The organism is Lapidilactobacillus concavus DSM 17758 (genome assembly GCF_001435835.1).
Taxonomy (GTDB): Bacteria; Bacillota; Bacilli; order Lactobacillales; family Lactobacillaceae; genus Lapidilactobacillus; species Lapidilactobacillus concavus.
Map to the genome: position 1 here is coordinate 1 of NZ_AZFX01000004.1, position 14,130 is coordinate 14,130.

Genomic DNA, 14,130 nt, shown 5'->3' on the forward strand with positions numbered 1-14,130 from the left:
TTAATTATGGCACAACTGTTCAGAAATTTATGTACCAAATACTAGGATAGGAGCACATTCTTGTTCGACAAATCTTATCTTTATTTGAGAGTCCATAAATATCAAGGTTAAACAAGGTAGACCAATTTTTGATCTATCTAGTAGTTAACACATCAATAATCAGAAATTTCTTGATACTTGGTGTACATCTCGCTCACACTGTATATGGATTTTTACTTTCCATATATAGATTCATATTGCTTAATACTTAACGATAGGCCCTAATACTGTGATTGTTCGAAGCTGAATGGGTATATCATTGATTGGCATAACACCATGGGGGAAAATAATGAGAAGTAGAAATGACTATACTGATTTTAGATATCGAGCCGATGCGTTTTTATCCGGTTCAATTCAAGAAAAATCTCACGATATGTTAATAGCATATAATCAAGAACGTTATGGTGATGCAATTTCAATGGCAAAGACAATGCTTGAATCAACTTGTGCATATGTTTTTCATGCAGCAACGGGTAAAGAGTTAGCAGTTGAATTTGGTAGGAAAGGCCATTCGGACTTCACAATTAACATGTATGATGGGGCTATCCATACCCTTGAACTTTTTGAAAATCAACTACCTAATTTTGAAAAGTCACGTCAAATAATTCGTGATGCGGCTAGCCTAATTGCATCTATCTCGGATTTAAGAAATGATTCATCTTCAAATCACGGAGGCCGAATTCGTAGTAACCCTCCCTCAGAGGTAGAAGCGTTGTTAGTTATGGAAATTAGTGAAGATCTTACCACAACGATGTTGGAACTTTTACATCGGTATAAATATCCGGACAAAGAAAATGTTGTGGGTAGTTTTATCACACCTGAGCCTAGTATGAAGCCGTATAGTTCGAATGCAAAATCTCGTCCAAATAGATACGTAATTGATGATGATGTTTGGAATATATCTTTTGAGTTGATTGACGGGATAATTGAATCTATTACGATAAATTTTAAAAAGTTCGAGTTGCAAACTGCTATTGATAGCGAATTCATTTGGAATCATGTGTCAGATTATCTACCGAATGATACCGAGTATGAACGACAAATTAGCGAAAATGAGTTTCAATACTATTCAAATGTGCACGATAAGTTTTATAGTATTTTAGTGCAGAAACTTAATATTGGAATGATCATTACAATATCTGCGTTTGAGGGTTCCTTGTAGTTGGCTTTAAACTATTGAAACTTTCAATTCCAATTAAAAAAGACAAACAATTAATCATCATTTGCCTTTATAGTTCAGTTGAACGAAAAGATTTAAGCCTCACGTGCGAATAATTGGTACCAATTTTGGTACCAATTTATCAAATTAATTCAATTTCATTCAAATTTTTTAAATTTATCTTTGTATAAACGTTGATTCTATAACTTTTTAATATACAGTAAAACCTAGGACCTTAAAGACAGGTCTTAAGAAAGCTCGTAAAACTTCACAATTCTCAAAACGTTAATATTCAGATATATCAACGTTTCAGGCACTTTCCGATTTTTGGAAAGCGTCTTTTTTTTGTACGCTTACGCACGAAAAAATGTACGAGATTTTGAATTGGCTGTTTTTAAAGTTCTTCGTCAATCGAAGTTGATAGAAATCTTGAAGCATTTATACCTTCATTGGAATAGATGCTCTTTTTTACTGCCTCTCGCTGTATGTCATAAACAATCATCTAATCATTTGATTATCGAACCGCAAAGTGGAAACCTTGTTCGGTACCATGATACGCTTGATATATATAAAGTGATAGGAATTTACTAAGGAGGTAGCATATGCAAACAACTCTGACTGATTTGAAGACGTTACTCGAAGAACTCGATAAGGGACCATTTATTTCGCTCTATTTTCCAGTTGATAAGAATCCGATGAATGACAAAAATCGTTTGGTCTTAAAACAATTGCAAAAAACGGCGGCTGAGCAGTTTGGTGCGAATTATTCGCAATTAGACTGGGAAAAGTTCAGTCAACGAATGTCTCAGCAACTCGAGATACTATTTGATGACAACAAAGAATTGCCAATGAGTTTTGGCGTGATTTTGAGTGAGACGCAACAAATTGTGCTACCGCTTAATATCGAAGTTGAGCCACAAGTTAGTGTCTGTGACTGGCCGAATTTACTACCACAAATTGTGGCACAACAGCGCATCGTTAATTTTGACCTGCTGGCACTCAACCAAGACTCGTTCAAGCTTTTTGAAGTCAATGCTGGCAGTGTTAAGGCGCTTGAATTGGCTGAAGATGCGCCAAGTGACCTACAGAAGGCCCTAGGAACTGAGAAAAGCGGTGGTGAGACCAATTTCCGCTCCTTTACAAATGGTCAAGGCGGTGGGGCCGGCTATCACGGCCATAACACCTTAGATGCCGAAAAGGAGATTGACCATCGCAACTATTACCAAGCAGTCGCTGATTATCTGAATCGTGTGATTGCTGAGCGTAAACGTGCCGTTGTGCTGTTTGCATTACCAGAAAATCAGAGCCTTTTCCGTGAAATCTGTAAAACTCCATACCTATCAGAAAATCTCAGTGTGCAAAAATCGCCGTTAAATCTTAGTTTGCAGGAATTGGCAACAGAGATTGACCCGCTCATTAAGGTGCAGTGGCAATCAGGATTGCTGAATATTCTAAAAGAACGCTATGATACGGCACGCAGTCAGCAATTAGCGCTAAGTGATCATTCAGAAATATTAGAGGCAGCTCGGTTTGGTAAAATCGATACGTTGATCATTAACCAGAATCAGATCGATCATGATTTATCGACGTGGTTGCTTGAATTGAGTGATCAAGTTCTGCGTTACCGGGGGAAAGTCAGAATTTTCCCAGAGGATGATTATCCAGGTGAAGAGCCTGTAGTGGCGATTCTTCGCTATTCCTAGTAAAGATCAAGAGATCATGCCGTCTCAGCTAGATAGTCTAGCGGACGGCATTTTTTGTTGGTCTTTGTCAAATCGTATTCGTGAAGAATTTTGTTTGCACATTTGTTTCGGCAACTGTGCTTTTTTAATTGTCAATTAATGAAATGCGCGTGAAGAATTTATTAGAGTTTCAAAAGTCATTGCTGTCCCGTTTTAGAACTTTTATTTTTCGTTTAATGGTTTCAGTTGGCCATTTGAATAACGATAAAGGCAGCCATTTATCGCATCTTGCGGTTTCATTTAAGCTTACTAACAAGGTTAGCTATCTCGATAACCTCAGCTCAAGCTAACGGTTTTGATCCGAATTCCGTGAGGATGCGTATTTGATTCAAACGTGTTGTTGCGGTCGATTCAGAGGATGACGGGTCGTTGTACTTTCAAATCACTTATGATAAGATTTGCGCAATGTTAATTGAGATTGTTCAATGATCCGGGGGGATTCTGTTGAAATCGACGAAGTTGGGTGAATTTATTAGTGTCGGGGTACTATTCTTGGGTCTGGTGTTTTCTGATCAGACCCTTTTGGCGTCGCCGCAACTTCCGCAAGTCGTGCAGGCGGCGAATGATGATTCTGTTCAGGTTCTGCCAGGCAATGGAGGGAACTTGCCACTGACAAATCAATTGCTGCTGATGACTAACAATCATGCGTTGATAAGTCTTACAAGTAATGCTGGGGCGCGTCTTCATCTCAGTAATAATGCGACCTTGCAGGATGTTATTGTCAAAAACGTGCAATCCACTGATACGATTACGGCAACTTATGGACAGGTGGGTTATTATCTAGGCAAACCAATTTCGGCCAAGATGGTCATTAGTGCCATCAAATTACACGGAGATGCCCACCGATTTCATGATGATCCTAGAGATGTTTCGTTTCGAATCTGGCACAGTATGAGTGATGGTGTTTCGCTAATTACTGCCGAACAATTAACCGTCAGTTATCAGTTTTTCGACTTGAAGACGCAACAGCCAATCGATATTCAAGATTCATTCTTAACGCTCTCTAGTCTGGACGGTCCCGTAACTCATTCGACAAAGGGGTTTGAATATGTTGCGTATCAAGGAAGTGGTCCGATTTACCGTGTCGAAAACTCAATTGTGCGTCAGATTAAAAATCCTTTAGATCATTCACAGCTAGTCATGGCTGGGCAACTTTCACAACCCAATGGCTGGCCTTATAATTCTTCTACAGCCGCGACTTTTGGCGTACACGGGCAGACAATCAGCTTTACCTATGGCAATGGTCGTTACATGGTCAATGATTACTGGTATACGCCAATGTTCATGCCGAGCACGATGACTTTTGGGTCGGCCACGCTTCATCAGCCGACATTGACCGTAAAGCGTCACGAGCAGGATATCGGCGGGTAATCGGTGCAAGGCGCGGATGTGATCACCTAAGATCTTGCGCAACCAGTTAATCAGCTTAACTTAGATCTGATGACGCCGTATCAAAAGTGGCAATCAACACTGACTTTGCCAGCAGGGGTCAATTATCAAACGGCCAAAATCATCAATGACACCGGCGTGGCGCTACCGAGTCGTGATTACCAGATCAATTTTGATAAAAAAACGCGAAAAATTAGTTATCAGTTGAAGGCACCAGTGGCGAAACCAACGGGGTACACGTACAATCCAAAAGCTGATGTTCAAACGAGTGGTGTGCTCAAGCATGAAACGGGGACGGCGACTTTTTACTTCGATCCGGATCCTTTTATCGTCCATACAAAGTATCTATTGGAAGACGGCCAGGTTCTAGATCAGTTATATGTTGAGGGGTTCTATGGTGATACATATACCACGGAAGCGAGTGATTACGATGATCTCTATACTGTTGATACCAGTCGTCTGCCTGAAAACGCGAACGGTGTGGTGACTGAAAAGCCGATTGAAGTCGTCTATTATTTCAAACGGACGACGGGTCAGTGGTTAGATATCGGTAATCAGGCCAGCTTGCTGGTTCGTAAGGATGATCCGCAGCGCGTCCGGTCGGTCTCACAGCAATATGCCAATGAGTCGGGTTTTACCATTCAGTATGACCTGGAGGCACCGCAAATTGCCATGACAGTGGGGACGGGTCACTCACAGGCACCAGATAAGAATATTGTGTTGGGTTACGGACAAGATTATGGATTAACTTTTTCGAATAGCGAAACTTATCGGATCCAGACAAGCTCAACCGGTGCCGTTCAAGTTGATCGTGAGCTTGGTCATCAGTTTAGTCAGACCAATTTTGATGCGAGTGGGTTGGTGACGGCTAAGATGGTGCAGACGAATTACCGACGAGCACTTTTTTACAACAGACTCAGATAGATTCACGCCCCACAAAGCACGATCAGAGTCGGTTGGAAACAGCAAAAACGACAACGAGTCAGGCTAGACCGCCATTGGTTCATAATCAGGTGGCTACGCTGGATCAGACGGTTGATCAACAGACCATTTATATTGGTGTCAGGACTCAGCTCAATCCTTCTTTCAACGAAGGGGTGCCGTTAGTTGCACCAACGACATTCGGTAGCGGGGTCGATCAGTCACCAGATAATCATTTGAGTGCAACCAATAATAATGTGATTCGCAGTATGAAAACCAAATTTAAACTAACCAAGCAGAGACGGCTCATCAAAGAAGCAACATGGAAAAATGGTGGAGAACACATCATGTTTGCCACAAAGAATGTTAATAAAGAAATTGAAGCGGTGCGAATGACAAGGGTTTTTACGTCGATACCTTTCAAGGTAACCATCGCTTTTCGTATACGATGGGTTCGGGCTATCAGTGGGACGCCGTCAAGAATAATCGAGAGTGAGATCGATTGTCGCCTCTAGATAAATTCGGATCGGCAAGTTGTGCGACCAGTTCAAAAGTCGCAGTGTGAGTTAAACGATTGATCATCTTGATTAGCTAGAAAACATGCCTTGACTTGGCAGTTTCACTTTAGTGTTGTTGACATCGGTTGACTGGCGGGCTTTACTGTTAGTCTAACCGCTTTACCACAACTAAGTCGTTTGACTATTCTGTTGATTAGCGTGTAGACTAATTTTATTCGCTATTTGCCTAAATTTTCGGCTATCTAATCAGCAACGCCAATCTCCTCAACGGTGACTCGAAGATATGCCAATTGAAAAGAGACAGAAGGAGCAAGTCAAGATGATAACACCACAAAATATTTTAAATGATCCGTTTTTGAACAAGGGGACTGCCTTCACCAGAGCGGAGCGCAAGGCACTCGGGTTGACTGGGTTAGTGCCCCCCGTTGTGCAAACGCTGGACCAACAAGTCGCCCAAAGCTATGACCAATTCCAATCGAAGTCAACCGATTTAGAGAAGCACTTATTCTTAATGGAAATTTTCAACACGAATCGCGTGCTTTTCTACAAATTGTTTAGCCAGCACACGGTGGAGTTCATGCCAATCGTTTATGATCCAACAATTGCTGAGACCATTGAGAATTACAGCGAGCTCTACATACAATCGCAAGGTGCGGCTTTCTTGTCGATCGATGAAGATGACGCCACCATTGCCGAGACCTTGCGTAACGCTGCTGGTGGTCGTCAGATTAAATTGATTGTCGTGACCGATGCAGAAGGTATTCTTGGAATCGGTGATTGGGGCACAAATGGTGTTGATATTGCCGTTGGTAAGTTGATGGTCTACACCGTCGCTGCTGGTATCGATCCAAGTTCTGTCTTGCCCGTGGTTTTAGACGCAGGCACTAATAATCAGACCCTTTTGGATGATCCACTTTATCTAGGCAATCGTCATCCCCGCGTCCGTGGTCATCGTTATGATGAATTTGTGGATCATTTTGTCGAATCCGCAGAAGCTTTATTCCCTGAATTGTATTTACATTGGGAAGATTTCGGCCGTAGCAATGCCGCAAATATCTTGAATCGTTATCAAGAGAAAATCACGACTTTTAATGATGACATTCAAGGCACTGGGATCATTGTGCTTGCTGGGATTCTTGGCGCGTTACAAATCTCTAAGCAAAAAATCACCGATCAAATCTACCTGTCATTTGGTGCCGGAACTGCAGGCGCCGGCATTGTTCAACGTATTTTTGCAGAAATGGTTGCGCAGGGATTGGCACCTGACGAAGCGCGTCAACATTTTTATCTTGTCGATAAACAGGGGCTCTTGTTTGCGGATGATCCTACTTTGACCCCGGAACAGCAGCTATTTGCGCGCGATCGTTCTGAATTCAGTCATGCCACTGAATTAACGAATTTAAAAGCCGTTGCTCAGGCGGTTCATCCGACGATTTTAGTAGGAACTTCGACGCAACCAGGGACGTTCACCGAAGAAATTGTCAAGGAAATGGCTGCTCATACTGCGCGCCCAATTATTTTCCCATTGTCTAATCCCACTAAACTCGCCGAGGCGAAAGCCGCAGATCTGATTGCTTGGACGGACGGTCGGGCATTGGTTGCCACGGGAATCCCTGCAGCAGATGTTGTTTATCGTGGCATTACTTTTCAAATTGGCCAAGCAAACAACGCACTGGTCTATCCCGGATTAGGGTTAGGGACGTTAGCCGCAACGGCGACACGCTTGAATAATGCGATGATCTCCGCGGCAGCTCATTCATTAGGAGGCATCGTTGACGCCAGCCAGCCAGGTGCTGCAGTCTTACCTCCCGTTTCGAAGCTGGCCGAGTTTTCACAGACCGTTGCTGAAGCCGTGGCTCAAAGCGCGGTGGCACAACAATTGAATCGAGAACCTATCGAGGATGTGTCGGCAGCAGTCACAAATCTGAAGTGGGTACCAGCGTACCAATCGTGAGGGGGATGACAATTCCGACCTTTGCGCGTCAATCGCAATCGTAACCGAAATATTTTTAATCCACGTGTTGTTTAGAAGATAAGTTCTGTAAAACCGTCATCGCCTGTTTGGAGGAGATGGCGGTTTTGACGTTGGGCCAAAAATGACTGTGATCTGACCCCTGAAATCTAGGTCTACTTATGATAAAATGAGGGTTAATGAAAAGGGGTAGGTCATGCGAATTGTTTTTATTGGTGATGTGATGGGGCCAATTGGTCAAGAGATGTTGACGGATTATTTACCGAAAATCAAGGCAAAGTTCCGGCCACAATTAACGATTGTGAACGGTGAAAATATTGCAAACGGAAAAGGAATCACGCGTGCGCTCTATAAGTTGATTCTGACTTCGGGTGCTGATGTTGTCACGATGGGCAACCATACGTTTGATAAGGATGAGCTCTACGACTTCATTGATGACGCGAATAAGTTGATACGACCCGCTAATTATCCTGCAAACTACACGCCAGGTAAGGGATTCGTCTTGATCAAAGTGAACCAGATCACCGTGGGCGTGATCAATCTGCAAGGGCGTGTTTTCTTAGACGCGATTGATGATCCGTTCGCAAAATTTGAAGAAATCTACGCTGAGATCAAGGATCAATGTCAATATATCTTTGTCGACTTTCATGCCGAAACCACCAGTGAGAAACTGGGCTTTGCTTGGTCCGTCGATGGTCGTGTTTCCGCTGTGGTCGGCACGCATACGCATGTGCAAACGAATGATGCCAGAATCTTGCCGGCAGGAACGGCTTATTTGACGGATGCCGGAATGACTGGCCCATACAACGAAATACTCGGGATGACTAAAGGAAAAGTCATCGAGCGTTTTCATACGCATCGTCCCGTTCGCTTCGAGACCCCAGCTCAAGGCCCGGGACAAATTAACGGCTGTGTCATTGATTTTAGTGAGCAGACGAATCAGGCCAAACACATTGAGCTGATCCATATTTCCCCAGATCATCCTTTCATAGATTAGGAGTCGGTCATTTTATGCCACAAACAACTAAAGATACACCAATGATGCAGCAATACTTGGCAATCAAGAAAGATTATCAAGATGCTTTTTTGTTTTATCGTATTGGTGATTTTTATGAACTTTTCAATGATGATGCCATTAAGGGCTCGCAATTACTCGAACTGACGCTGACTGCCCGCAATAAGAGCGCACAGGATCCAATCCCCATGTGTGGGGTGCCACATCATGCAGCGCAGAATTATATCGATATTTTAATTGAAAAAGGCTACAAGGTCGCAATCTGCGAACAAGTTGAGGATCCGAAGTTGGCCAAGGGCATGGTTAAGCGTGAGGTGATTCAGCTGATCACGCCTGGAACCATGATGGATCAGAACGCGAGCACGGCTAAACAGAATAATTATTTGACGGCGGTGACGAAATACCAGACGATTTTTGCCTTGGCTTATTCAGACCTAACGACGGGTGAAGTGCGCACGACGACTTTGAAGACGTTTGAAGAAGTCGTCAATGAGTTGCTCAACTTGAACACCAAGGAAGTTGTGGTGGATGACCAACTATCGTCAGAGGCGCATCAACGCATCGAAGCACTAGGCATCATGCTGTCTCAAAATAAGAAATTGAGTGATTCTAGTGAGTTCCATTTTGTTGCCCAGAAAACGACGCATCCGGGTGAATTAGCGGCTTTAAAGATTTTGATCAGCTATTTGTTGAGTACGCAGAAACGCTCGCTGAGTCATCTGCAACAGGCGGAGTCTTATGAGATCAACCAATATTTAAGAATGAATCATAGTGCAAAGGCGAATCTTGAGCTGTTCGAATCGTTGCGAACGGCTAAGCGCGAGGGGACACTGCTTTGGTTGCTGGATCGTACTAAGACGGCGATGGGTGGTCGCTTGCTCAAGCAATGGCTCAATCGACCATTGTTGAATGAACAACAGTTGAACCAGCGTCAAGAAGTCGTGGCAATCTTGATCGATCATTATTTTGAACGGGCAACGCTGCAACAAGCCCTCCAAAAGGTTTACGATCTTGAACGATTGGCTGGCCGAATTGCTTTTGGGAGCGCGAATGGACGCGACTTGATCCAGCTACTGAATTCGATCAGCCAGATTCCAACCATCAAGTCCGTGCTTGAAGAGTTGCCAGAACCAACGTTACAAAAAATGGGACAGGATCTCGATGAACTCGCGGATGTTCGTGAGTTGATTGGTGCAGCAATCGACGAAGAAACGCCGGTTTCGATTACCGATGGCAATGTGATCAAACCCGGATTCAATCAACAACTCGATCAGTATCGTTCCGCTATGACGGACGGTCAGAGTTGGCTGGCCGAAATGGCGGCTGAAGAGCGGAAGAAGACTGGAATCTCCACGTTGAAAGTCGGGTACAATCGCGTTTTTGGCTATTATATTGAAGTGACCAATGCCAATAAAAAGTTAGTGCCAACCGATCGTTATCAACGTAAACAGACGTTGACAAATGCAGAACGCTACATCACGCCTGAATTGAAAGATCGTGAAGCCTTGATTCTGCAGGCACGTGAGAAGTCAACCGAGCTTGAATACCAACTGTTTGTTGAAGTGCGGGATCAGGTTAAGGCGCAGACTGGCCGAATTCAAGATTTAGCAAAACAAATTGCAACGCTCGATGTTTTACAGGGATTTGCGGTGGTTAGTGAGGCTGGTCATTACGTTCGGCCACAATTGTCCACCCAATCACAGGACATTGAGGTCATCAATGGTCGCCATCCAGTCGTTGAGAAAGTTTTGCCCGCCAACGCCTATATTCCTAATTCGGTGATTATGAAGGCAGACACGAATATCCTTTTGATTACCGGTCCCAATATGTCGGGTAAAAGCACCTACATGCGTCAATTGGGATTGATCGTCGTGATGGCTCAGATTGGCTGTTTTGTTCCTGCTGAAAAAGCAACGTTGCCAATTTTTGACCAGATTTTCACACGGATCGGTGCTGCAGATGACTTGATCTCTGGCGAGAGTACTTTCATGGTTGAAATGAAAGAGGCTAATGACGCCCTGCTACACGGGACGCGTCATAGTCTACTCTTGTTCGACGAATTAGGTCGGGGAACGGCGACTTACGACGGGATTGCTTTGGCTGATGCGATTATTGAATACATTCATGACCATCTCGGTGCCAAGACGCTGTTTTCGACTCATTATCATGAATTAACGCAATTAGCTGATCGTTTGAAGCAATTGAAAAACGTCCATGTTGGTGCCACCGAAGAGAACGGCAAGTTGATTTTTCTCCATCAATTATTGCCTGGCCCTGCAGATAAATCTTATGGGATCCACGTTGCAAAATTGGCGGGTCTACCCAATCAAGTGACCCAGCACGCTGCACAAGTTCTGAATGTGTTGGAGGCGGATAGTAACGGGTTGGTGAACGAAACATTACCGTTAACAGAGCAATTACCTTTGTTTCAAATTGCGGAATCCCCCGAACCAGAAGCAGCAACACCCAACCAGTTGCCTGAACAAGTTCAAAGTTTAATCGACCAAGTGAAGGGCACGAATTTAATGAAGTTAACGCCACTGGAAGCGATGAATCTAATTAATCAGTGGCAAGAATCTCTAGACTAAGCGAGGAGGCGAGTTCAACGCATGGGAAAAATACATCAGTTATCAGAATTGCTGAGTAATCAGATTGCCGCTGGGGAAGTTATCGAACGGCCTGCTTCGGTCGTCAAAGAACTCGTTGAAAATGCGGTGGATGCTGGGGCGACTCAAATTCAGATTTTTCTGAAAGATGCCGGCTTAACTGAGATTCAAGTGATTGACAATGGCTCGGGATTTGCACCAGATGATCTCGAGATTGCTTTTTTAAGACACACGACCAGCAAGATTTCCTCACGTGAAGACTTGTTCCGCGTACATTCTTTAGGATTCCGCGGTGAAGCCTTAGCTAGTATTGCCGCCGTGGCCCATGTTGATCTGAAAACAAGTACCGGTGATCCTGAGAGCGGTCGTGAACTGAAGATTTCTGAGAATCAGTCGGAAATGGCAACAGCCGCTCATCCTAAAGGAAGCACGATGACGGTCAAAGATCTCTTCTACAACACGCCGGCTCGATTAAAGTATCTGAAGTCGATTTCGACGGAACTCTCACACGTTGCCGACATCGTGAACCGGATCGCACTGAGCTATCCAGCAATCGCGCTCACTTTAGTCAATGATGGACACCAGCTTCTGCAGACCGTTGGCAACGGCAAGTTGTTACAGACGATTGCCGGAATTTATGATTTAAAATTAGCAAAGGAACTCTTACCGATTCAGGGCGAGGATCTCGATTTTAAGGTTGCGGGTTATATTTCTCGTCCAGCGGTCACACGTGCGAGCAAGAATTACCTGTCACTACTGATCAACGGTCGTTATATCCGTAATTTCCAATTGAATAAGGCACTGATCGAAGGCTATGGGTCAAAACTAATGGTTGGCCGCTATCCAGTCGCGATTATCGATATAACGATGGATCCGTTGCTTGTGGATGTCAACGTCCACCCAACAAAACGCGAAGTACGCTTGAGTAAAGAACCAGAATTAATGGCATTATTGACGAAAATCGTCCGTGACACCTTGGCAGAGCAGAATCTGATCCCAGATGCGATGGAAAATTTAAAGAGTCATCAAACGACACAGCCAGTTCAGGTAGATCACGGTTATTCAGAAAATCAGAGCAATCAATTGCAATCGAAAGGTCAAAATCAACCGTTCAGATCGCCGTCTTCTCTCGATTTGGATGCCTTGAATCGTGATCTAGAGCAGGCGAGTGCGATGCAGCGACAATCTTATCGTTCAATGCCATCACGACAGGTCTCTGAACGTCCGTCGACTTATATGACCCCATCAGCTCACTCGTTTCAGGCGGAGCCAATCCCCGATGTGACAACTTCGGCGTCGGTTTTTTCGGATGAAAGCAAGTTGCAGCAATGGGATGCTTGGTTGGCATCGGATGATCATCCGCGTGCCTTTGATTCAGTGGACTCAAGGCAAGCTTTAGTCTCTGCCGGACAGACTGAATTAGAGACAGGCACGGATTCTGAGACAGCTGCAGGTCCACGCTTTCCAGAATTGCGTTACATTGGTCAGGTCCACGGTACTTTTCTAATTGCTGAGAGTCAAGATGGTTTCTACATCCTTGATCAACATGCGGCACAAGAACGCGTTAAGTATGAATATTATCGTGAAGAAATTGGTCGTGTCAGCGAAGATCAACAGAACTTGTTGGTGCCGATTGTATTGACGTATTCGGCTGCTGATTTTATTCAGATCAAGGCGCATTTGAATCTACTCGAAGAGGTTGGCATTCAGCTTGAACCCTTCGGTGATAATAGTTTTATCGTTCAGACACATCCGACTTGGTTCGAAGCCGGTCAGGAGCAAGCGACGATTGAAGAAATGATCGATTATTTCCTTGCCGATGGCCGAATCTCAGTCGCTAAATTCCGTGAAAAAACGGCGATCATGATGAGTTGCAAACGGTCGATCAAGGCCAATCATCACTTAGAGGACGAGCAAGCACGCCAATTATTGGTCGAGCTTTCCAAAGCGGAGAATCCATTCAACTGCCCACACGGTCGTCCGGTTCTGGTTCACTTTAGCGATCAAGAATTAGGCAAAATGTTCAAACGGATTCAGGATCCTCATCAACATTGGGATGGTGAATAGGCACTACTTTTGCGTGAATAGCGGCGCGTTTGAGTATCAGGTTGGGTCTATGATACAATAGCTGATTAGATAGTTTGACTAATTAAGGCTTGTCGAAAGAGGAACAACATGTATGAATATATGAACGGTATGGTGACGGTGGTCAAACCTACTTTCATCGTACTCGAAGTCAACGGAATTGGTTATAAGTTATTGGTGGGTAATCCTTACCAATATACTGTGGATCAGCCGGCGCTTATTTACGTCGAGCAGGTGATTCGTGACACCGAGCAAGTGCTCTACGGTTTCACAGACGAGGCTGAAAAAGCCCTATTCGATCAATTGACGAGTGTAGCAGGTATTGGTCCTAAGAGTGCTTTGGCAATTCTGGCGGCGAACGATCAAGATGGCTTGACAGTGGCGATTGCCAATGGCGATGTTAAATTCTTAACGAAGTTTCCCGGCGTCGGAAAGAAAACTGCCCAACAGATCATTCTTGATCTCAAAGACAAGATGGTTGTAACCGATGGCTTGAGTCATACGAACGCAATTGAACCGGCAGCCGTAACAGATCCTAATTTTGCAGATGGCTTGGCGGCTCTAGCTGCACTAGGCTATTCGACAAAGGAACTGGATCGAATTACGCCAAAATTGGAAAAACTGGACTTAGAAGGGCCAGACGGCTATGTTCGCGCTGGTTTGAATTTACTGCGTCATTAAGCT

General features: G+C 44.2%; 10 protein-coding genes. All 10 read left to right on the forward strand.

The window, feature by feature from the left end; genetic code table 11:
* The first annotated feature begins 328 nt into the window (after positions 1-328).
* The gene (locus tag FC15_RS01200; protein ID WP_057823117.1) at positions 329-1,201 is read left to right on the forward strand and encodes an abortive infection family protein; all 873 of its coding nucleotides are present in this window, start codon (positions 329-331) and stop codon (positions 1,199-1,201) included.
* Between the two features lie 599 nt (positions 1,202-1,800).
* Entirely contained in the window at positions 1,801-2,901 is a 1,101-nt protein-coding gene (locus FC15_RS01205) for a baeRF6 domain-containing protein (protein WP_057823119.1), read from the forward strand.
* 483 nt (positions 2,902-3,384) lie between these two features.
* The gene (locus FC15_RS01210) at positions 3,385-4,311 is read left to right on the forward strand and encodes a hypothetical protein (RefSeq protein WP_057823121.1); all 927 of its coding nucleotides are present in this window, start codon (positions 3,385-3,387) and stop codon (positions 4,309-4,311) included.
* A 69-nt stretch (positions 4,312-4,380) separates the two neighbouring features.
* On the forward strand, positions 4,381-5,253 hold the full coding sequence (locus FC15_RS01215; RefSeq protein ID WP_057823123.1) for a MucBP domain-containing protein: 873 nt from the start codon (positions 4,381-4,383) through the stop codon (positions 5,251-5,253).
* Between the two features lie 32 nt (positions 5,254-5,285).
* A complete protein-coding gene (locus tag FC15_RS01220) occupies positions 5,286-5,765 on the forward strand; it encodes a hypothetical protein (protein WP_057823125.1) in 480 nt (159 codons plus the stop codon).
* A gap of 286 nt (positions 5,766-6,051) precedes the next feature.
* On the forward strand, positions 6,052-7,722 hold the full coding sequence (locus FC15_RS01225; protein ID WP_083479027.1) for a malolactic enzyme: 1,671 nt from the start codon (positions 6,052-6,054) through the stop codon (positions 7,720-7,722).
* Between the two features lie 214 nt (positions 7,723-7,936).
* Positions 7,937-8,737, forward strand: a complete 801-nt coding sequence (locus FC15_RS01230) for a TIGR00282 family metallophosphoesterase (protein WP_057823127.1) — start codon at positions 7,937-7,939, stop codon at positions 8,735-8,737.
* A 14-nt stretch (positions 8,738-8,751) separates the two neighbouring features.
* Entirely contained in the window at positions 8,752-11,343 is a 2,592-nt protein-coding gene (mutS, locus tag FC15_RS01235) for a DNA mismatch repair protein MutS (RefSeq protein WP_057823129.1), read from the forward strand.
* A gap of 21 nt (positions 11,344-11,364) precedes the next feature.
* Positions 11,365-13,428, forward strand: coding sequence for a DNA mismatch repair endonuclease MutL (gene mutL, locus FC15_RS01240; protein ID WP_057823131.1), 2,064 nt, complete (start codon positions 11,365-11,367; stop codon positions 13,426-13,428).
* A gap of 108 nt (positions 13,429-13,536) precedes the next feature.
* Complete coding sequence (ruvA, locus tag FC15_RS01245; protein ID WP_057823133.1) at positions 13,537-14,127, forward strand: Holliday junction branch migration protein RuvA; 591 nt, start codon at positions 13,537-13,539, stop codon at positions 14,125-14,127.
* The last annotated feature ends 3 nt before the right edge of the window (positions 14,128-14,130 follow it).